General features: G+C 71.6%; 21 protein-coding genes. 16 read left to right on the top strand and 5 right to left on the bottom strand.

Annotated elements, in window-relative coordinates; genetic code table 11:
• Positions 1–57 precede the first annotated feature (57 nt).
• A complete protein-coding gene (locus GEV26_RS15790; protein WP_153654526.1) occupies positions 58–960 on the top strand; it encodes an ABC transporter ATP-binding protein in 903 nt (300 codons plus the stop codon).
• Entirely contained in the window at positions 957–2,015 is a 1,059-nt protein-coding gene (locus GEV26_RS15785; RefSeq protein ID WP_153654525.1) for an ABC transporter permease, read from the top strand. Before GEV26_RS15790 ends, GEV26_RS15785 begins: the two co-directional genes overlap by 4 nt.
• Positions 2,016–2,030: 15 nt before the next feature.
• Here GEV26_RS15785 and GEV26_RS15780 read toward each other — a convergent pair whose 3' ends face one another.
• On the bottom strand, positions 2,031–2,300 hold the full coding sequence (locus tag GEV26_RS15780) for a PLDc N-terminal domain-containing protein (protein ID WP_153654524.1): 270 nt from the start codon (positions 2,298–2,300) through the stop codon (positions 2,031–2,033).
• A gap of 69 nt (positions 2,301–2,369) precedes the next feature.
• On the opposite strand from GEV26_RS15780, the gene GEV26_RS15775 reads away from it, so the two are divergent.
• Together GEV26_RS15775 and cds1 are read left to right on the top strand one after the other, a co-directional pair.
• Entirely contained in the window at positions 2,370–2,636 is a 267-nt protein-coding gene (locus GEV26_RS15775; RefSeq protein WP_153654523.1) for a DUF4229 domain-containing protein, read from the top strand.
• A complete protein-coding gene (cds1, locus tag GEV26_RS15770; protein WP_153654522.1) occupies positions 2,617–3,699 on the top strand; it encodes an L-cysteine desulfhydrase Cds1 in 1,083 nt (360 codons plus the stop codon). The genes GEV26_RS15775 and cds1 overlap by 20 nt, the downstream gene beginning before the upstream one ends.
• Positions 3,700–3,703: 4 nt before the next feature.
• Here cds1 and GEV26_RS15765 read toward each other — a convergent pair whose 3' ends face one another.
• Together GEV26_RS15765 and GEV26_RS15760 are read right to left on the bottom strand one after the other, a co-directional pair.
• Positions 3,704–4,198 carry a metallophosphoesterase family protein gene (locus GEV26_RS15765; RefSeq protein ID WP_243838783.1) on the bottom strand — a complete coding sequence of 165 codons (495 nt, stop codon included), beginning with the start codon at positions 4,196–4,198 and terminating at the stop codon, positions 3,704–3,706.
• Between the two features lies 1 nt (position 4,199).
• Positions 4,200–5,084 carry a 1,4-dihydroxy-2-naphthoate polyprenyltransferase gene (locus tag GEV26_RS15760; protein ID WP_153654521.1) on the bottom strand — a complete coding sequence of 295 codons (885 nt, stop codon included), beginning with the start codon at positions 5,082–5,084 and terminating at the stop codon, positions 4,200–4,202.
• 77 nt (positions 5,085–5,161) lie between these two features.
• Between GEV26_RS15760 and GEV26_RS15755 the strand changes: the two genes are divergently transcribed.
• Positions 5,162–5,722, top strand: coding sequence for a hypothetical protein (locus GEV26_RS15755; RefSeq protein ID WP_153909961.1), 561 nt, complete (start codon positions 5,162–5,164; stop codon positions 5,720–5,722).
• Positions 5,719–6,753 (top strand): AMP-binding protein, encoded by a 1,035-nt coding sequence (locus GEV26_RS15750; RefSeq protein ID WP_243838782.1) that lies wholly within the window; start codon positions 5,719–5,721, stop codon positions 6,751–6,753. Before GEV26_RS15755 ends, GEV26_RS15750 begins: the two co-directional genes overlap by 4 nt.
• Positions 6,754–6,766: 13 nt before the next feature.
• Here the strand turns inward: GEV26_RS15750 and GEV26_RS15745 are convergent, their stop codons facing one another.
• Entirely contained in the window at positions 6,767–7,423 is a 657-nt protein-coding gene (locus GEV26_RS15745) for an SDR family oxidoreductase (RefSeq protein ID WP_153654520.1), read from the bottom strand.
• Between the two features lie 38 nt (positions 7,424–7,461).
• On the opposite strand from GEV26_RS15745, the gene GEV26_RS15740 reads away from it, so the two are divergent.
• From GEV26_RS15740 to GEV26_RS15710, 7 genes are all read left to right on the top strand, one after another.
• Complete coding sequence (locus tag GEV26_RS15740; protein WP_153654519.1) at positions 7,462–8,406, top strand: o-succinylbenzoate synthase; 945 nt, start codon at positions 7,462–7,464, stop codon at positions 8,404–8,406.
• Positions 8,403–9,965 carry a 2-succinyl-5-enolpyruvyl-6-hydroxy-3-cyclohexene-1-carboxylate synthase gene (menD, locus tag GEV26_RS15735; protein ID WP_153654518.1) on the top strand — a complete coding sequence of 521 codons (1,563 nt, stop codon included), beginning with the start codon at positions 8,403–8,405 and terminating at the stop codon, positions 9,963–9,965. The genes GEV26_RS15740 and menD overlap by 4 nt, the downstream gene beginning before the upstream one ends.
• A gap of 70 nt (positions 9,966–10,035) precedes the next feature.
• Positions 10,036–11,619: a GMC family oxidoreductase gene (locus GEV26_RS15730; protein WP_153654517.1), complete on the top strand. Its 1,584-nt coding sequence runs from the start codon at positions 10,036–10,038 to the stop codon at positions 11,617–11,619.
• Positions 11,616–13,133, top strand: coding sequence for an aldehyde dehydrogenase family protein (locus tag GEV26_RS15725; protein WP_153654516.1), 1,518 nt, complete (start codon positions 11,616–11,618; stop codon positions 13,131–13,133). The genes GEV26_RS15730 and GEV26_RS15725 overlap by 4 nt, the downstream gene beginning before the upstream one ends.
• A 194-nt stretch (positions 13,134–13,327) precedes the next feature.
• Entirely contained in the window at positions 13,328–16,207 is a 2,880-nt protein-coding gene (locus GEV26_RS15720) for a helix-turn-helix transcriptional regulator (protein ID WP_194839891.1), read from the top strand.
• A gap of 37 nt (positions 16,208–16,244) precedes the next feature.
• Positions 16,245–17,006 (top strand): SGNH/GDSL hydrolase family protein, encoded by a 762-nt coding sequence (locus GEV26_RS15715; protein ID WP_153654514.1) that lies wholly within the window; start codon positions 16,245–16,247, stop codon positions 17,004–17,006.
• A gap of 7 nt (positions 17,007–17,013) precedes the next feature.
• A complete protein-coding gene (locus GEV26_RS15710; protein WP_153654513.1) occupies positions 17,014–17,442 on the top strand; it encodes a hypothetical protein in 429 nt (142 codons plus the stop codon).
• Positions 17,443–17,542: 100 nt separating this feature from the next.
• On the opposite strand, the gene GEV26_RS15705 is transcribed toward GEV26_RS15710, so the two are convergent.
• Positions 17,543–18,805, bottom strand: coding sequence for an isochorismate synthase (locus GEV26_RS15705; RefSeq protein WP_153654512.1), 1,263 nt, complete (start codon positions 18,803–18,805; stop codon positions 17,543–17,545).
• 33 nt (positions 18,806–18,838) lie between these two features.
• Between GEV26_RS15705 and GEV26_RS15700 the strand changes: the two genes are divergently transcribed.
• From GEV26_RS15700 to GEV26_RS15690, 3 genes are all read left to right on the top strand, one after another.
• Entirely contained in the window at positions 18,839–19,531 is a 693-nt protein-coding gene (locus GEV26_RS15700) for a demethylmenaquinone methyltransferase (protein ID WP_153654511.1), read from the top strand.
• Positions 19,532–19,672: 141 nt separating this feature from the next.
• The gene (locus tag GEV26_RS15695; protein ID WP_153654510.1) at positions 19,673–20,032 is read left to right on the top strand and encodes an NADH-quinone oxidoreductase subunit A; all 360 of its coding nucleotides are present in this window, start codon (positions 19,673–19,675) and stop codon (positions 20,030–20,032) included.
• Positions 20,023–20,577 carry a NuoB/complex I 20 kDa subunit family protein gene (locus GEV26_RS15690; RefSeq protein ID WP_153654509.1) on the top strand — a complete coding sequence of 185 codons (555 nt, stop codon included), beginning with the start codon at positions 20,023–20,025 and terminating at the stop codon, positions 20,575–20,577. Before GEV26_RS15695 ends, GEV26_RS15690 begins: the two co-directional genes overlap by 10 nt.
• The last annotated feature ends 13 nt before the right edge of the window (positions 20,578–20,590 follow it).

Below are 20,590 nucleotides of genomic sequence, written 5' to 3'. Positions count from 1 at the left end.
GAGTGCACAAACCCCACGGTCCCGTGGGAAACCGACGACGGGGCTTAGGGTCGGGGGATGGGTGTGGAGATTCGGGCCGAGGGGCTGGTCATGACGTACGGGGACGTGCGGGCGGTGGACGGGGTGAGCTTCACGGTCGCGCCGGGGGAGTTCTTCGGGCTGCTCGGGCCCAACGGGGCGGGCAAGACCACGACGCTGGAGATGGTCGAGGGGCTGCGCAAGCCGATGGGTGGCACCGTGCGGATCGACGAGCACGAGCCGTGGAAGCGCGAGCCCGAGCTGCAGCGCCGCATGGGGGTGCAGCTGCAGGCGTCCTCGTTCTTCGAGCGGCTGACCGCCCGCGAGCAGCTCGACACGTTCGGCGCGCTCTACGGGGTGCCCGCGGGACGCACCGACGAGATGCTCGAGCAGGTCGGCCTGGTCGACAAGGCCGACGTCCGCACCGAGGACCTGTCCGGCGGCCAGAAGCAGCGGCTGTCGATCGCGTGCGCCCTCATCCACGACCCCGAGGTCGTCTTCCTCGACGAGCCCACCGCGGCGCTCGACCCGCAGGCCCGGCACAACCTGTGGGACGTGCTGCGCACGATCAACGCCTCCGGCAGGACCGTGATCCTGACGACGCACTACATGGACGAGGCGGAGGTGCTGTGCGACCGGGTCGCGATCATGGACGCCGGCAAGATCCTCGAGATGGACACCCCGGCCGCCCTGGTGAGGGGGCTCGACGCGCCCGTGCGGATCAGCCTCGCGCCGGGCACGCTGTCCGCGCAGGACGCCCAGGCGGTCGCGGGCAGCGACGTGGTCGAGGTCGACGGCTCCGGCACCACGATCACGACGCGGGACGCCTCCCGGGTGCTCAGCGATCTCGCCGCCCGCGACGCGCTCGCGGGCCTCAGCGTCAAGGGCGCCTCCCTCGAGGACGTCTTCCTCGACCTCACCGGCCGGCAGTACCGCGCATGACCGCCTTCCGCAGCCTGGCCCGCGCGATGCTCAAGGGCTTCTTCCGCGACCGGATGGCGTTCTTCTTCGCGGTGATCTTCCCGCTCATGTTCCTCGTGCTGTTCGGCGGCCTCTTCACCGACGACGGGACGTCCCGGTCCGAGATCATCCAGGTCGGCCCGGTGTCCGTCCTCGACCAGACGCCCAAGCAGCTCAAGACGTACCTCGACGAGAGCCTGGAGATCACCAAGTCGTCCGATCTGGAGGACGCGATCGAGAAGGTGCGCAAGGGGGACGCCGACGCGGTCATCTCCCAGGACGGCGACGACCTGCTCGTCCGCTACTCGCGGGCCGACCAGGTGCAGGCCGCGACGGTCCAGGGCACGTTCCAGGCGATCGTCCAGTCGGCCAACATCGCCGAGACGGGGCAGAAGCCGAAGTTCACCCTCACGACCGACCAGGTCGAGGACGAGTCGCTGAAGGCGATCCAGTACTACACGCCGGGCCTCATGGGCTGGGCGATCGCGTCGGGCGCGACCTTCGGCGCCGCGACCAACCTCGTGGTCTGGCGCAAGAACGGGCTCCTGCGCCGGCTGCGACTCGCGCCCATCTCGACGAGCTCGGTCGTCACGGCGCGCGTCGCCGTGTCGATCGCGATCGCGGTGGTCCAGGCCGCGATCTTCCTCGGGGTGGGGATGGTGCTGTTCGGGCTGCGGCTGACCGGCTCGTGGCCGATGATCGTGCCGCTCCTGATCTGCGGCACCCTGGCGTTCATGGCGATCGGCCTGCTCGCAGGGGCCGTGGCCCGGACCGAGGAGGCGGCGGTCGGCATCGCCAACTTCGTGGTGCTGCCGATGGCGTTCCTGTCCGGCTCGTTCTTTCCCCTCGACGGGGCGCCCGGCTACGTCACGGCGGTGAGCAAGGTGCTGCCGCTCAAGCACCTCAACGACGGGATGCTCGACACCATGGTGCGTGGGGAGGGGCCGTCCGCGGCGCTCGTGCCCATGGCGATCCTGCTCGGCTTCGCGATCGTCGTCACCGCGATCGCGGCGCGGGTCTTCCGCTGGGACGACTGAGCGGCCGCGGCGCGCTCAGAGTCCGCGCAGGTAATCGGGGTCGTCGTCGGGTCCTCGGGGCCCCGGCGGGGGAGACCAGCCGCCCGAGCTGCGGGGCTTGGGCGGGGCGTCCCCGATGTGACCCCAGAAGATCCACAGCAGCGGCCCGACGATCGGCACGAGCAGGATCACGAACCACAGGATCTTGGGGAGCAGCTTGACCCGCGACTTGGGGGTCGCCACCAGGTCGAACACCGCGTACACGAACACGACGACGCCGATGACGACCAGAACTGCCTTCCCCATGTGCCCACCGTATCGGGGCGTTCACAACCGGCAGGATGAACCGCGTGTGCGACCGATTAGGCTGGAAGCATGAAGGCATTCTGGACCTACACCCTGGCTCGGTTCGCGGTCTTCGCGGTGGTGTTCGCGGTCGTGTGGTTCGCGGCGCCGATCTTCTTCGAGCGGACCGAGGTCGTCAACATCTTCGTGCTGCTGATCGCGCTGGTGATCTCCTCGATCATCTCGATCTTCGCGCTGTCAGGCTTGCGGGCGCGCCTCGCGGCGGACGTCCACGCACGCGCCGAGCGCATGTCGTCGCGGCTGGAGGAGTCCCGCCGTGCCGAAGACGTCGACTGAGAGCCGGGCCTGGATCGCCGAGGCGATCCGCCGGGTCGAGGCCGACGCCAACCGCAGCGCCGACACCCATCTGCACGTCCTGCCGATCCCGGTCCCGGGCATCGACCTGTACCTCAAGGACGAGTCGGTCCACCCCACGGGCAGCCTGAAGCACCGCCTCGCGCGGTCGCTGTTCCTGTACGCGTTGTGCAACGGCTGGATCAACCCGTCGTCGACCGTGATCGAGGCGTCCAGCGGGTCCACGGCGGTCAGCGAGGCGTACTTCGCGCGGCTCATCGGCCTGCCGTTCGTCGCCGTGATGCCGGCCTCGACGAGCACCGAGAAGATCGCGCTGATCGAGTTCTACGGCGGGCGCTGCCACCTCGTGGACGATCCCGGCACCGTGTACGACGTCGCCCGCGATCTCGCGACCGCGTGCGGCGGGCACTACATGGACCAGTTCACGTACGCCGAGCGGGCGACCGACTGGCGGGGCAACAACAACATCGCGGAGTCGATCTACGAGCAGATGTCCGCCGAGCGTCACCCCTGCCCGAGCTGGATCGTGGTGAGCGCGGGCACCGGCGGCACGTCCGCGACGATCGGGCGCTTCGTGCGCTACCGCCGCTTCGAGACGCGGATCGCGGTGGCCGATCCGGAGAACTCGGCATTCCTCGAGGGCTGGGAGTCCGACCGCTCCGACGTCACGACATCGAGCCCGTCGCGCATCGAGGGCATCGGCCGCATGCGGATCGAGCCGTCGTTCGTCGGCGGGGTCATCGACGACATGGTCCGGGTGCCCGATGCGGCGTCCCTCGCCACGATGCGCTGGGTCTCGCGCATCCTCGGGCGTCCGGTCGGCGGGTCCACCGGCACGAACGTGTGGGCATCGCTGGGCGTGATCGGGCAGATGGTCGAGGACGGCCAGGAGGGCAGCGTCGTCACCCTGCTGTGCGACGGCGGCGAACGCTATGCGCACACCTACTACGACGACGCGTGGCTGGCCGACAAGGGCATCGACATCGCCCCGTACGCCGCCGCGCTCGAGGAGTTCTCCGCGACCGGGGTGCTGCCGCAGGTCTAGCGGCTCAGGTCGTGGGGACGAGCTCGAGCGAGACGATCCGGCCGGCGTCGAGCACGAGGCGGGCCATCGTGCCGCGCGGCTGCCGGCGCTTGTCCGTCGGCGACCCCGGGTTGAGCAGCCGCTGACCGTCCTGCTCGGTGTCCCACGGGATGTGCGAGTGGCCGAACACGACCAGGTCCGCGTCGGGGAAGCGCCGGCGCATCCGCGCCGCACGACCCTGCTTGGGGCCCGAGTCGTGGATCATCGCGATGCGCACGCCGTCGAGCTCGAGCTCGAGCGTCTCCGGCGCACCCCAGGCGGTCACGTCCGCACCGTCGTTGTTGCCCGCGACGACGTGCACGGGCGCGTACGCCGCGAGCTCGTCGAGCACCGACGGGACGCACACGTCGCCCGCGTGCAGGATCACGTCGACGTCGGTGAGCTGCTCGGCGACCGCGGGGGGCATCGCCTTCCAGAACCGGGGGGCGTGGGTGTCGGACACGACCGCGACGCGCAGCACGTCAGCCGCCGATCGCCAGGCCGATCGCGAGCCCCGCTGCGTACACGAGCTCGATGAGCCCGCTGTCGCGCAGGACCGGGATCAGCGCCATGCCCTGCGCCCCGGACGCCACGATGCTCGCGGCGCGACCGATCAGCGGCAGGGCGAGCAGGCCGAGGAGCGCCCACGGGGTCGAGAACGCAGCCCACACGAGGGCGCCGATCGCGACGAGCATGAGCAGGCCGTAGAGCCTCCGGGTGCCCGCGTCGCCGAGGACGACCGCGAGCGTGCGCTTGCCGGTGACCGAGTCGGTGGGGATGTCGCGCAGGTTGTTGGCCACCAGGATCGCGCACGCGAGGGCGCCGATGCCGATCGCGGCGGCCACCGCGGGCGCGGTGATCTCCTCGACCTGCACGTACGCCGTGCCGAGCACCGCCACGAGGCCGAAGAAGACGAACACGCTGACCTCGCCGAGCGCGCGGTAGCCGTAGGGAGACGGGCCGCCGGTGTAGGTCCACGCGGCACCGATCGCCGCGACGCCCACCAGCAGCATCCACCAGCTCGAGGTCGCGGCCAGGACGAACCCGAGCACGCCGCCGATGCCGAGGAACAGGAGGGCGGCCGCCTTGACCCGCTTGGCCGGGACCAGCCCGGAGCCGACGAGACGCAGCGGACCGACCCGGTTGTCGTCGGTGCCCTTGACCCCGTCGGAGTAGTCGTTGGCGTAGTTGACGCCGACCTGGAGCGCGAGCGAGACGCCCAGGGCCAGCAGGGCCTTCCACCACACCACGGAGTCGGAGTACGCCGCCGCGCCGGTGCCGGCCAGGACGGGTGCGACCGCGGCGGGCAGGGTGCGCGGCCGCGCTCCGGCGATCCAGAGCTGGGCGGGGGAGTGGGTGGCGGTCATGACGCACCAGTCTGCCACTCGCCCGACCTGTCAACCTCCGATTGACGCGGCTTCGGTGTCAAGCTAGCGTTGACGCCATGGCGATCGACGACGCGGAGCTCTCGGACCTGATCGCACGGGCGGTCGCCCAGCTGGACCCCAGCCTCGAGCAACGCCTCGAGCAGGAGCCCGAGGCGCACCTCGACCTGGTCGTGATCACCCGCCGCGCGCACGAGGAGACCAACACGCTGCTGCTGGCGGCGGTGTCCTCCGCCCGCGCGGCCGGCCTGAGCTGGGAGGCCATCGGCACCGCTCTGGGCATGTCCCGGCAGGCGGCTCAGCAGCGCTTCGGCCGTCGTCCCACGGTCATCCCGGGCACCGCCGAGCACCGCCAGCTGGTCGGCCTCACGGCGTTCACCGAGATCGACCAGCTCAACGAGTGGGGCCGGCACGGCTGGCACTCGGTCGGCTTCGGCCCGCTGTTCCACGACGTCGAGAAGTCGCCGGTCCAGTGGGAGCACTGCCGGGCCGTGGTGGGCAGCGGCCGGGTCAAGGACCTGGAGGCGGCGGGCTGGGAGCGCATCGGCTCGATGTGGTTCCCGTGGACGTACCTCAAGCGTCCGCTGGACGTCCCGGCCGTGCCGGGGGAGCCTGCGTGAGCGCGAGCCTGCGTCCGGTGTCGGGCGAGCCGCGCGAGGTGTTCGCCCTGGTCGAGGAGTGGGTCCGCGAGGGCGGGGAGCCGATCGTGATCCGTACGTCCGGGAGCACGGGCGAGCCCAAGGACGTGATCCTGTCCCACGACGCGGTGCTCGCCTCGGCGCGGGCGAGCCTGGCCCGGCTCGGTGGGCCGGGTGGCTGGCTCCAGGCGATGCCGGTGACGGGCGTGGGCGGGTTGCAGGTGCTGGTGCGCTCGGCGCTCGCGGGCCTCGAGCCCGTCCACGCCGCGGAGCACCCGTCGCTGGCCGACGCGATCCGCGCGATCCCCGGCGAACGGCGCTACGCATCGCTCGTGCCGACCCAGGCGCACCGGCTGGTCGAGAGCGGCTCAGTCGATGTCCTCAGGTCACTCGACGCGCTCCTGATCGGCGGGGCCGCGGCGCCCCAGGACCTGCTCGACGCGCTCGAGGGCGTCAACGTCGTGCGGACGTACGGCATGAGCGAGACGTGCGGTGGTTGCGTCTACGACGGCGTCCCGCTCGACGGCGTGCAGATGCGCGTCGACGAGACGGGGCAGGTGCTGCTCGCGGGCCCCGTGCTGTTCGACGGCTATGCCGATCCCGCCGCGACCGCCGCAGTGCTGCGCGACGGCTGGTTCGCGACCGCGGACCTCGGTGAGATCGTCGACGGCAGGCTGCGGGTCACGGGGCGGTCGGACGACGTGGTCATCAGCGGCGGGGTCAACATCGCGCTGCCCGCGGTCACCCGCGCCCTGCGCGAGGTCGACGGCGTGCGCGATGCGATCGCGCTGGGTGCCGCGGACGAGGAGTGGGGCGCGCGGGTCGTGGCGTACGTCGTGCCGGCCGATGCGGTGTGCCTCGACGGGCTGCGCCTCGACGCGCTGCGGGACGCGGTCCAGGAGCGCGGGCTGCCGCGGAGCTGGGCCCCTCGGGACGTCGTGCTGCTGGATGAGCTGCCCCTGCTGCCCGGCGGCAAGGTCGACCGCCGGGCGTTGCAGGGGGACGCGGGCTGAGAGTCGGTGCGGCTCAGCTCGCCGAGGAGATCGCGTCGGCGATCGGGGTGTCGCCGCTGATGACCTCCCACTGCTTGCCGTACGTCGAGCGGTCGGGCAGGACCGCGGCGATGAGGGCTGCGACGTCGGCGCGGGGGATCTGCCCGCGGTCGACCTTCTCGGCCAGGGTGATCGAGCCCGTGCCGGGGTCGTCGGTCAGACCGCCGGGACGCACGATCGTCCAGTCCAGGCTGCTCTCCCGGAGGGCGACGTCGGCGTCGCGCTTGGCCTCGACGTACGCGACCCAGGTGTCCTCGGTGTCGTCCGCGAGCGGCTCGTCGACGCCCATCGCGGAGATCTGCACGAAGCGGGTCACGCCGGCGCGGGCCGCACCGTCGATCGACTTCAGCGAGCCGCCGAGGTCGACGGTCTTCTTGCGCTCGATGTTGCCGTCGGCGCCACCGCCGGCGGCGAACACGACGGCGTCGACGCCGTCGAAGGCGCGGGCGAAGTCGTCGGTGTCGGACGCCTCGATGTCGAGGAGGGTGACCTCGGCGCCGGCCGACTCCAGCTCGGCGGTGTGGTCGGGGTTGCGGATGAGGGCGACGGGCACGTGCCCGCCGTCGACGAGAAGGGGGATCAGGAGGCGGGCGATCTTGCCGTGGCCTCCGACTATCGCGATTCGGCTCATGCCGTCCACGTTACGGTCGTGACGGTAAGTTGCCAGTCGTGCAGCCTCGTACCTTCGCGATCCCCATGCCGGTCCGCTTCCGCGGCATCACCCGCCGCGAGGGCATGCTGATCGAGGGCCCGGCCGGCTGGGCCGAGTTCAGCCCGTTCCTGGACTACGACGCCCGCGAGAGCGCCCCGTGGCTCGCCGCCGCGATCGACTCCGCGGAGCGGGAGTGGCCTGCTGCGCTGCGCGACCGGATCCCGGTCAACTGCACCGTGCCCGCGGTCGGCCCGGAGCAGGCCGCGGACATCGTGCGCCACAGCGGCTGCCGCACCGCGAAGGTCAAGGTGGCCGAGAAGGGCCAGTCGCTGGCCGAGGACGTCGCGCGGGTCGAGGCGGTCCGCGACGCGCTCGGCGCGGCCGGCCGGGTGCGGGTCGACGCGAACGGCGGCTGGTCGGTCGACGAGGCCCTCGGGGCCATCAACGCGATCGACCTCGCGGCCGGAGGCCTGGAGTACGTCGAGCAGCCGTGCGCGACGGTCGAGGAGCTCGCCGCGGTGCGCCGCCGGGTCGACGTGCCGATCGCGGCCGACGAGTCGATCCGTCGCGCTGCGGACCCGTTCCGCGTGGTCGAGCTCGAGGCCGCGGACGTCGCGGTGCTCAAGGTGGCGCCGCTGGGGGGTGTCCACGCCGCCCTGCGGATCGCGGAGCAGATCGGCCTGCCGGTGGTCGTCTCCAGCGCGGTCGACACCTCGATCGGGCTGGCCGCGGGGCTCGCGCTCGCCGCCGCGCTGCCGGAGCTGCCGTACGCGTGCGGGCTCGGCACGACCTCGCTGCTGGACGGCGACGTCGTCGCCTCGCCGCTCGTCCCGGTCGACGGCTACCTGCCCGTGGGCCGCCAAGCCGTCGACCTCGAGGCGTACGCGGCGGTGGCCGCCGACGGGGAGACCGATGCGCGGTGGCAGGCCAGGCTCTCGGCCGTGCGGGCGGTGCTCGCATGAGCAAGCAGCGATCGGTCGGCGTCGCCCGGCGGCTCGTCAACGCCCTGCTGGGCTGGAAGGTCACCGACGCGGTGCTGGCGCCGGGCTCACGCTCGGGGCCGCTCGCCCTGGCGCTCGCGGCCGCCGACGAGCAGGGCCTGATCCGCCTGCACGTCCGCGTCGACGAGCGGGAGGCCGCGTTCCTGGCCCTTGGCCTGGCCAAGGCGTCGCATCGCCTCGTGCCGGTCGTGACGACATCGGGCACCGCGGTGGCCAATCTGCACCCCGCGATGCTCGAGGCCGTCCACGCCGACGTCCCGGTGCTCGCGATCACGGCCGACCGGCCGGGACGCCTGCGCGGCACGGGCGCCAACCAGACGACCGACCAGCGGCAGATCTTCCCCGGCGTGCCGTTCATCGAGCGGGTCACGCAGATCGCGGGAGGGCCCGCCCACCTCAACCTCGAGCTCGACGAGCCGCTGATCGAGCCGGTCGAGTGGGACCTGCGACCGGCGTTCTCGGTCGGCGCGGCCCGGCCCGATCCGGATCCGGTCGTCCTGGCCCCGGGGCCCCGCACCGTCGTCGTCGCGGGGGACGACGCCCGCCAGCCGGCTCGCATCGCGGCGCTGGAGGGCGGCTGGCCGCTGCTGGCCGAGCCGAGCTCGGGCTCGCGCAACGGCGACGAGGCGATCGTGGCGTACCGCCTGCTGCTGGGGCACCCGCCGCTCGCCGACCGGATCGAGCGGGTCGTCAGCTTCGGTCACGCGACCCTCAGTCGGCCCGTGTCCCGGCTCCTGGCCCGCACCGACGTCGAGATCGTCCACGTGGGCGGCCAGTCGACGTTCCCGGTCCCGGCCGGTGGCAACGTGACGTTCGCGGACCGGGTGACGATCGCCGGGCCCGGGCCGCGGTCGTGGCTCGATGAGTGGAAGGCTGCCGACGCGCTCGCCACCGCAGCGATCGACGCCGAGCTCGACGGCACCACGCCGTACGACGTCGCGAAGGCCGTCAACGCGGCCGTCCCGCCGGGCGGCCTGTTGTTCGTGGGCTCGTCGAGCCCGATCCGTGACCTCGACCTCGTCGCCCGCCCCTACCCGGTCGGCGAGAAGCGCCTGATCATCGCCAACCGCGGGCTCGCGGGCATCGACGGCGTCCTGTCCAGTGCGATCGGCGCAGCGCTCGCCAGGCCGTCCAGCCGGGCGATCGCGTACGTCGGCGACCTGACGTTCCTGCACGGCAGCAACGGCCTGCTGATCGGTCCGCAGGAGCCGCGTCCCGACCTGACCGTCGTGGTGGCGTCCGACGACGGGGGCAGCATCTTCTCGACGCTCGAGCAGGGCGGGCCCGACTACGCGGCCTCGTTCGAGCGGATCTACGCCACGCCGACCGGCGCGGACATCGGCGCGCTGTGCGCGGGCTACGGGGTGTCGCACCGGGTGGTCCGCCCGCGCGAGCTCGCGGAGGCGCTCGCGCAGGACGTCGCCGGCCTCCGGGTGCTCGAGGTCCCGGTCGACCGCTCGGGTCGCCGTGAGCTGGGTGAGCGCCTCGCGCGCGCGGCGAAAGTCGCGCTCAAACCGTGACAGTGGTTGTGTCATCGTCATACCCGCAGTAGGTTTGTGGCCCACGTCACCAATGACAACGAGGGCAGCGATGGCCGACGAGCGCTACGACTACATCGTGATCGGCTCCGGCAGCGCCGGTGGCGTGGTCGCGTCCCGGCTCACCGAGGATCCGCAGGTCAGCGTCCTGCTCCTCGAGGCCGGTCCGGCAGACGACGACGACATGATCCGGATGCCGCTGGGCTTCTCGACGCTGTTCAAGACCAAGTGGGACTGGAACTACGAGACGACCCCGCAGAAGCACCTCGCGGGCCGGCGCGCGTACTGGCCACGCATGAAGGCGCTCGGCGGGTGCTCCTCGATGAACGCGATGATCTACATCCGCGGCAACCACGCGGACTACGACGAGTGGCGCGATGCGTACGGTGCGACCGGTTGGGGCCACGACGACGTCCTGCCCTACTTCAAGAAGGCCGAGGACAACACCCGCCTGGGCGATCCGTTCCACGGTCAGGGCGGTCCGCTCCACGTCGAGGACCGCACCTACAACCACGAGCTGAGCACCGCGTTCATCGAGGCCGGGGTCTCGGCCGGGCTGAAGCGCAACGACGACTTCAACGGCGTCGACCAGGAGGGCATCGGGTCGTACCAGGTCACGTGCCGCAAGGGCCGGCGCTGGTCGGTCGCGGACGGCTACATCCGTCCCGCTGCCGGGCGGCCCAACCTGACGATCCTCACCGAGGCCTTCGTGACCAGGATCGTCCTGGAGGGTACCCGCGCCGTCGGCGTCGCGTACGCCCGCGACGGGCAGACGTACGTCGCGCGGGCCGACGCCGAGGTCGTGCTGAGCGGTGGGGCGATCAACAGCCCGCAGCTGCTCATGCTCTCGGGCATCGGTCCCGGCGCGCACCTGCGCTCGCTCGGCATCGACGTCGCGGTCGAGTCCGCGGGGGTCGGCCAGAACCTCCAGGACCACCCCGTCTCCGGCATCCTCAGCTACACCAAGGACACGACGGACGTCGCCGAGATGCTCGGTCTCGGCAACCTGGTGAAGTGGAAGGCCACGGGCAAGGGGCCGCTCAGCTCCAACGTGGCCGAGACCGGCGCGTTCTACTCCTCGCGCGACGATCTCGACCTGCCCGACATCCAGCTGCACGTCGCGCCGACCGGGTTCTACGACAACGGGATGCACGAGCCCGTGCGACGTGCCCTGACGACCGCCGTGACGCTCGTCAACGTGCAGAGCAAGGGCCACATCAGGCTCCGCTCGGCCGATCCGAGCTGGCACCCCGAGATCGAGCCCGGCTACTTCGACGACCGGGCCGACCTGGACGCGATCATCGGCGGCTACCGGACCGCGCTGGCCATCCTGCGCGAGGGGCCGATCGCCAAGTACGTCGACGAGCCGTGGCTCCCGTCCTCGGCCGAGCCGACCGACGACGAGATCATCGAGACGATCGGTGCTCTCGGCCAGACGCTCTATCACCCGGTCGGCACGTGCGCGATGGGCACGGTCGAGGGCAGCGTCGTCGGTCCCGATCTCACCGTCCACGGCGTCGAGGGCCTTCGGGTCGCCGACGCCTCCGTGATGCCGCGGGTCCCGCGCGGCAACACCAACGCCCCCACCGTCATGATCGGCGAGAAGTGCGCCGACCTCATCAAGGAGTCACGATGACCGCAACGCTCGAGAACACCACGACGAACGACGCTCCCCGCGCGACGTTCGACTCGTTCAACCCGGCCAACGGCGATCTCGTCGGCACCCACCCGATCGCGTCGGGGGCCGAGGTCGACGCGGCCGTGGCCCGGGCCCGTGAGGCCGCCGACTGGTGGGGCAACCTGTCGTTCGACGAGCGCGCGGACTTCCTGCTCACGTGGCGCAGCGTGATCACCCGTCGCATCGCTCAGCTCGCAGATCTCGCGCACCGCGAGACCGGCAAGCCGCACAGCGATGCGCAGCTCGAGATCGTCCTGGCGATCGACCACGTCGCGTGGGCCGCCAAGCACGCCAAGAAGGTCCTCGGCCCGCACCGGGTCAGCGCGGGTCTGCTGATGGCCAACCAGGCCGCGACGGTCGAGTACCGCCAGCTCGGGGTGGTCGGCGTGATCGGCCCGTGGAACTATCCGGTCTTCACGCCGATGGGCTCGATCGCGTACGCCCTCGCTGCCGGCAACACCGTGGTCTTCAAGCCGAGCGAGTACACCCCCGGCGTGGGCCAGTGGCTCGCCGACACGTTCACCGAGGTCGTCAAGGGCCGCCCCGTGCTGCAGGTCGTCACGGGGCTCGGCGAGACCGGCAACGCGCTGTGCACGGCCGCGATCGACAAGCTCGCGTTCACCGGCTCGGGCCGCACGGGCAAGAAGGTCATGGCGGCGTGCGCCGAGAACCTCACGCCGGTCATCATCGAGGCCGGCGGCAAGGACTCGTTCATCGTCGACGAGGACGCCGACATCGCCAAGGCCGCCGAGGCGGCGCTGTGGGGCGGCATGTCCAATGCGGGGCAGACCTGCATCGGCACCGAGCGCGTCTACGTCCACGAGCGCGTCTTCGACCAGTTCATGAGCGAGATCCTCGACCAGGCCAAGGGCTTGCGCGCGGGTGCCGACGCGGGCGCGAAGATCGGCCCGATCACGATGCCGTCGCAGCTCGACGTCATCCGCAGCCACGTCGAGGACGCGGTGGCCAAGGGTGCCCACGTGGCCCTCGGCGGCCCCGACGCGATCGGCGAGCGGTTCGTCCAGCCGACGATCCTCACGCACGTCCCCGAGGACTCCACCGAGATGACCGAGGAGACCTTCGGGCCCACCTTGGCGGTCAACCCGGTCAAGGACATGGACGAGGCGATCCGGCTGACCAACGCGACGTCGTACGGTCTCGCAGGCGCGGTGTTCTCCAAGAAGCGTGGCCTCGAGGTGGCCAAGCAGATCCGCTCGGGCATGACGTCGGTCAACTCGATCATCGCCTTCGCGGGCGTGCCGTCCCTGCCGTTCGGCGGGGTGGGTCAGTCGGGCTTCGGGCGCATCCACGGCCCCGAGGGGCTGAAGGAGTTCACGTACGCCAAGTCCATCACCCGGCAGCGGTTCAACCCGCCCATGCTCCTGACGTCGTTCGCCCGTGACGCCAAGACCGACGGCAAGGTCGCGCAGCTCATCACCCTCCTGCACGGAGGCAAGAAGACCCTCCGCTAGCCCACGACTGCCCGGCCCACGGGCGGACGAACGATGAGGGTTTGCGGTAGCCGTTGCTGCCCCAAGCCCTCATCGTCCGTCCCGGCCCGGCGCCGGGGGGACCGAGGATGAGGGTTAGGGGCACCTCCAGCTGCCGGAAACCCTCATCGTTCGTCCCTGCCGAAACGTCTGCGGCATCGGCCATCATGGACACCATGGCGACCGACCGCACCCCTTCGACGCCCCTGTTCGGCCGCGCGGCCGAGCTCGAGCAGCTCCTGGTCGCCTCCGGCGTGCTCGCCGGGGATCCCGCGGCGGTGCTTCTCGGCGGCGACGCGGGCATCGGCAAGACGCGGCTGCTGCGTGAGCTCGCCGAGCGGGCCCGGGCGGCCGGCCATCGCGTCGTGGCCGGCCACTGCCTCGACCTCGGCGACAGTGCGATGCCCTATCAGCCGTTCGCCGAGGCGTTCGCGTCGATCGACGACGCCGAGCGTGACGAGCTCGCGGCCCGCTTCCCGGCGCTCGCCCCGCTGCTGCCGTGGCCGAGCGCCGAGCAGTCCGCCGGTGTCGATCGGTCCGAGCTGTTCGCGTCGGTCGTCGCGGGACTCGACCTCCTGGCCGCCGAGCAGCCGCTCCTGCTGGTCATCGAGGACGCCCACTGGGCGGACGCCTCGACCCGGCACCTCATCCGGTACGCCCTGTCCTACTTGTTCACCCACCCCGTCCACGTCGTCGTGAGCTACCGCGCCGACGACCTGCACCGGCGGCACCCGCTGCGCCAGGCGATCGCCGAGTGGGCGCGGCTGCCCGCTGTGCGGCGAGTCGAGCTCAGCCCTCTCGACGACGTCGCCGTCGCCGATCTCGTCCGCGCGCGCGGTGCCTCCGACCTGGCGGGCGACGGTCTCTCGGCGGTCGTGCGCCGCGCCGCCGGCAACGCATTCTTCGCCGAGGAGCTCCTCGACGCGGGCCTGGCCGACTCCCGGGCGATGCTGCCCGAGACGCTCGCCGACCTGCTGCTGATCCGGCTCGACCGGCTCGACGACGAGGCACGCCAGGTCGTCCGGGCGGCGTCCTGCTCGGGCGGACGGGTCAGCGACCGCGTGCTGTCGCAGGTCGTGGGTCTGCCCGGCCCGGTGTTCGACGAGGCGATCCGCTCGGCGATCGACCACAAGATCATGACCCAGGTCGACGGCGACGCGTACGCGTTCCGGCACGCGCTGCTCGCCGAGGCGGTCCGCGACGACCTGCTGCCCGGTGAGCGCCGCCGCATCAACCATGCCTATCTCGACGTGCTCACCGCCGACGGGTCGCACGGGTCCGCGGCGGAGATCTCGATGCACGCCGCTGCCGCCGGCGAGCTCACGCGGGCGTTCGTCGCCAGCGTCGAGGCGGGGGAGTCGGCCGTACGCCTGTCGGGCTACGACGAGGCCGCGCGGCACTACGAGCAGGCGCTCGACCTGCTCGGGTCCGCACCCGAGGGCACGGACGTCATCGGCCTGCTTGTGGCCGCCGCGGACTCGTGGATGACGTCGGGACACCTGCTCCGCGCGCTCGCCCTGCTCAACGAGCACCTCGAGGCGCTGCCCGCCGCCACCTCGGCCGAGGACCGGGCCCGGCTGATGATCCCGATCGGCACGATGGCGCTGATCGCCGAGCGCGACGCCGAGTCCGCACGTGTCAGCCAGGAGGTGCTCGAGGTGGTCGGGCCGGAGCGCACGGTGCTGCGGGCGCGGGCCGAGGCGCTGCGGACCGCGGTGCTCGCCGACGCGTGGCGCGACGACGAGGCCCTCGAGCTCGGCGAGCACGCGGTCGCGATGGCCGAGGACCTCGGCGCGAACGACATCGTCGCCGAGGTCACCGTGACGCTCGCGCGAGTGCTGTCGCGCACGGGCGGCAGCGATCTGGACAAGTCGCGGCAACGCTACGACGAGCTGATCGAGAGCTCCCGCAAGGACGGCAACGTCCTCGGCGAGCTGCGCGGCCTGCACAACCTCGCCTTCGTCCTGCTCAACGCCGGCGACCTCGACGCCGCCGAGGCCGCCTTCCGTGCGGCCATGGCGCGCGCCCAGGCCACCGGCCGGACGTGGGCCCCCTACGGCTTCGACGGCAAGGCATTCGCCGGGGTGATCTGCTACATCCGTGGTCGCTGGGACGAGGCGCTCGCCCTGCAGGACGTGGGCACGGGTGCGCCCCTGCTCGCCGACGCGATCCTCACAGGTGAGGCGCTCATGGTCGCCGCGGGGCGTGGGGAGGTCGACGCGCTGGTCGAGGAGCCGCGACTGCGAGGGGTCTGGGAGCGTGACATCGCCCTGGCCGTGCACAGCGGTGCCGCGCTGATCGATCTGCACGGCGACAGCGGCAACCTCGACGCGGCCCGTGCCGTGCGCCGTGACGTCGCCGAGATCATCGAGCGGGTCTGGGACGGTCACCTGTTCATGGCGCACGTACGCCTCGGCGCCCTCGTCGTGGGACAGATGGCGACCGCCGCGGCCGATCTCGCCCGCTCCGAGCACGCGGATCTGCTCGAAGAGGCCGCGGGCCTCGAGGCCCTGGCCGCGGAGGTCGCGCAGGCCAATCCGACGATGGGGCCCGAGGGTCACGCCTGGCGGTTGCGCCTCACCGCCGAGGCCGCGCGGCTGCGCTGGGTGACCGGCATTGACGCGCCGTCCGCCGACGAGCTCGAGCGGGCCTGGCGCGACGCGGTCGCGGCGTTCGCAGCGTTCGGGCAGCCGTTCGAAGAGGCTCGGTCGGCGACCCGGCTGGCGGCGCTGCTCCTGGCGACCGGACGCGACGAGGAGGCGCGCTCGTGCCTCGCCGCGGCACGCGAGACCGCACGCTCCCTCGGCGCCAAGCCGCTGCTGGCCGAGATCGCGGCGCTCGGCGGCAAGGCGCGTTCGGAGGTCGAGCTCACCCCTCGCGAGCTGGAGGTGCTGCAGCAGGTGTCAGCGGGACGCAGCAACGGTGAGATCGGCTCGCGGCTGTTCATCAGCACCAAGACCGTCTCGGTCCACGTGTCCAACATCCTCGCCAAGCTCGGGGCGGCCGGGCGCACGGAGGCCGCGGCGATCGCCCGCCGCAAGGGCCTGCTCGACTGAGGCCGGTCCGCGGCCGGCGCCCACGTATCCTGAGCGGGTGACTTTCTCCCGCTTCGTCGCCCTCGGCGACTCGTTCACCGAGGGCGTCGGCGATCCCGACAACACTCGACCCAATGGCGTGCGCGGCTGGGCCGACCGCGTCGCCGAGGTGCTGAAGGGCGACGACTTCGCCTACGCCAACCTCGCGATCCGCGGCCGCAAGCTCCTGCAGATCGTCGCCGAGCAGATCGACCCGGCGATCGCGATGCAGCCCGATCTGGTGACGATCTACGCAGGTGCCAACGACGTGCTCCGGCCCCGGGTCGACATCGACCGGCTCATGCAGTCGTACGACCACGCGATCGGCCGGCTCACCGAGACCGGCGCGCGGGTCGTCATGTTCACGGCGTACGACCCGGGTGACGCGCCGGTCTTCGGCGCCCTGCGGGGCCGCTTCGCGATCTACAACGAGCTGGTCCGCGAGGTCGCAGACCGGCACGGGACCACGCTCGTCGACTTCTGGCGCCTCGGCGACTACCGCGACGACCGGCTCTGGGACGTCGACCGCATGCACATGTCGAGCGCGGGTCACCAACGGATGGCCATCGCGGTGCTCGACACGCTGGGGATCGAGCACGACCTGCGTCCGCTCGAGCTGACCGAGCGGCCGGTGCTCACGGGCCGGGACCGCCGCGCCGCCAACGTCGAGTGGGTCAAGGCGTACGCCGCCCCCTGGGTCAAGCGGCGCCTGACCGGCACCTCCTCGGGCGACAACTTGAGCCCCCGCTGGCCCGCGCTCGCACCGGTCACGGCCGGCTGACGTCGTCATGGTCCGTCTGCCGCGGCTCGGCCCCAAGCTCGCGCCTCCGCCGACGGACCTCGACGACGACTCGATGGAGCGGCTGGACCAGTTCATCCGCATGACGGACGACCAGGACGTCGTCAGCACCCGCAGGCTGCTGTGGCTCGCCGTGGTGTTCGCGGGGCCGTTGCAGCTCAAGGACGACAGCCGGCCGCGCTCCACCGGCGAGGTCGTCGTGCTGCGACCGCACACCGTGGTGATGACTCCGCAGCGGCTCGTGGGCGTCGCGAAGGTCAACTACTACCTGACCCGGCTCGACGCGGGCGAGAGCATCAAGGCGGCCCGGGTCTACGACGTGGGGCAGGGGCACGGCTGGTGGCACCTCGACGGCCTGCACCGCCTGTTGGCCGCGCGCATCATGGGCCAGAGCCTCGAGGCCAAGGTCTGGCGCTGACCCGCCCCACCCCGCCCCGTCCCACCCCGCCCCGATTTGCGGACTTCTGCACGCAATTCGGGCTCAAAAAGGTGCAGGAGTCCGCAAATCTGGGCGGGGGTCAGTCGTCGCGGGGGGTGAGGGCGTCGCGGACCGGGATCAGCTTGGCGTTGGACTCCGCGAGCTCGTCGGCGGGCACGGAGTCCGCGACGATGCCGCAGCCCGCGAACAGCCGGACGGTGCGCCCGTCGTCCTCGACCTGGGCCGCCCGCAGCCCGATGCCCCACTCGCCGTCGCCCCGGGCGTCGATCCAGCCGACCGGGCCGGCGTAGCGGCCGCGGTCGAGCAGCTCGATCTGCTCGATCAGGCGCACCGCCGCGTCGGTGGGGGTGCCACCGACCGCCGCGGACGGGTGGAGGGACGCCGCCAGGGTCAGCGCGCTCGCGCCGTTCCGCATCACGCCGGTGACGTCGGTGGCCAGGTGCATGACGTTGGGCAGGTGCAGCACGAAGGGCGTCTCCGGCACGTTCATGCTCGTGCAGTGCGGGGCGAGCGCGTCGGCGACCGATCGCACCGCGTACTCGTGCTCCTCGAGATCCTTGCTCGATCGCGCGAGCGATCCCGCGAGGGCCAGGTCGTGCGCATCGTCCCCGGTGCGGCGAATCGTGCCGGCCAACACCCGCGAGGTCACCAGCCCGCGCTCGAGCCGGACCAGCATCTCCGGTGTCGAGCCGAAGAAGCCGTCGACGTGGAACGTCCAGCAGCTCGGGTACTCGGCGGCGAGCCGGGTCAGTGGCGAGCGGACGTCGAGCGGCTCGTCGACCGTCGCGATCAGGTCGCGGGCGAGGACGACCTTGTCCAGGTCGCCCGCGACGATGCGGCGCACGGCCTCGGCCACGAGACCCTGCCACGTCAGGCTGTCGACCGGCCCGTCCGCGAACGCCGTGCCGACCGGGTCGCGCGGGGCGCTCGTCGGGGCGATCGGCGGCACCGCGCTGATCGAGGTGTCGATCACGGTGACCCAGGTGACGCCGTCGCGCCGACCCACGACGACCTCGGGCACGACGAGCACGCTGCCCTCGGCGTCGTCGGTGAACGTGAACGAGCCGAAGGCGACCAGGCCCGAGCCCGGGACGTCGACGTCGTCGCGCACGACCGCGTGGGAGGCCAGCTCGCTCCACCACGTCGCCGCATGGGTGAACCGGTCGGCGCCGGAGGTGCGCAGCTCGGCGGCGCGACCCCAGCCCACGAGCCCGTCACCTGCGTGGACCCACGCGAACGCATCGTCCTCGGGCAGGAGCGCGAGCAGCTCTCCGGGGTCGGCGATCGGTGCCGATCGGACCAGGAGGGGTCCGATGACGTCGGCCAGGACGGGGTTGCTCACAATCCATGAGCGTACTCGTGGGATGGTGGGCAGGTGAGCCGAGCCGGTCTGGACAAGGAGCCCCACGACGTCGCGAAGATGTTCGACAAGGTGGCCAAGAAGTACGACCTGACCAACGACGTGCTGTCGATGGGGCAGGACCGCCGTTGGCGCAAGCGCGTCGTCGACCTGCTGGCACCGCAGCCCGGCGAGGTGATCCTGGACCTCGCGGCCGGCACCGGCACCTCGAGCCAGCCGTTCGCGGACGCGGGCGCGACCGTCGTGCCGTGCGACTTCTCCTTCGGGATGCTCGAGGTCGGCAAGCAGGCCCGCCCGCACCTGCCGTTCACCGCCGGCGACGGCATGCTGCTGCCGTTCGGCGACGAGACCTTCGACGCCGTCACGATCTCGTTCGGCCTGCGCAACATCGTCGACCCGATCGAGGGCCTGCGGGAGCTGCGGCGCGTGACCCGGCCCGGCGGCCGCATCGTGATCTGCGAGTTCAGCACCCCCACCTGGGGTCCCTTCGACGCGGTCTACACCAACTACCTCATGCGGGCCCTGCCCCCCGTGGCGCGGGCGGTCTCGTCGAACCCCGAGTCGTACGTCTACCTCGCGGAGTCCATCCGCGCGTGGCCGGACCAGAAGGGCCTCGCCCTGCGCATGGTCGAGGCCGGCTGGGGCCGGGTCGAGTGGCACAACCTCTCCGGCGGGATCGTCGCGCTGCACCGCTCCACCAAGCCCTGAGAGCTTCCTCGCAGCGAGTTAGTGTGACCTAAGTTACAACTGACATTCCTCGGGCGTAGGGTGAGACCCTGATCACGTTGTGAAGCAATTCACAAGCACGCGATCACAGGTTCCACGCTCAGCTGAGTTCCGGGAGGTGTCGTGACGGCTTACACGCCGATCCTCGTGCTGGGTGGGCTCGCCGCCCTCTTCGCGATCGGCAGCATCGCGATCGCGCCGCTGACCGGCCCCAAGCGCTACAACCGCGCCAAGCTGGACCGCTACGAGTCGGGCATCGAGCCCAGTCCGCTGCCCGAGGGCGGCGGCAAGGTGTCGATCCGCTACTTCATCATCGCGATGCTGTTCATCGTCTTCGACATCGAGATCATCTTCCTCTACCCGTTCGCGGTCGCCTTCGACGCGCTCGGCTGGTTCGGCCTGATCGAGATGTTCTTGTTCATGGCGACGGTGTTCATCGCCTACGCCTACGTCTGGCGCCGTGGAGGACTCGAATGGGACTAGAAGAGAAGCTGCCGTCGGGGGTCCTGCTCTCGACCGTCGAGGGACTGGCCGGCTACATGCGCAAGGCCTCGTTCTGGCCGGCGACGTTCGGTCTCGCGTGCTGCGCGATCGAGATGATGACCTTCGGCGCGCCGCGGTTCGACTCCGCGCGCTTCGGCATGGAGGTCTTCCGCCCCTCGCCGCGCCAGGCCGACCTGATGATCGTGGCGGGCCGGGTCAGCAACAAGATGGCCCCGGTCCTGCGCCAGATCTACGACCAGATGGCCGGTCCCAAGTACGTCCTCGCGATGGGCGTGTGCGCGAGCTCGGGCGGCATGTTCAACAACTACGCGATCGTCCAGGGCGTCGACCACGTCGTCCCGGTCGACATGTACCTCCCGGGGTGCCCGCCGCGTCCGGAGATGCTGATCGACGCGATCCTCAAGCTGCACGACCAGATCCAGCACCAGAAGCTCGGTGCCAACCGGCTGGCCGAGATCAAGCAGGAGGAGCGCACCGCGCTGCTCGCGACGCCCACCTCCGCGATGAAGGGCCTCATGCGATGACGGGTGAGCAGCG

Source organism: Aeromicrobium yanjiei, assembly GCF_009649075.1.
In the GTDB taxonomy this organism is placed as follows: Bacteria; Actinomycetota; Actinomycetes; order Propionibacteriales; family Nocardioidaceae; genus Aeromicrobium; species Aeromicrobium yanjiei.
Note: the sequence above shows the minus strand (reverse complement) of the source record. Positions and strands in the feature narration are given on the sequence as shown.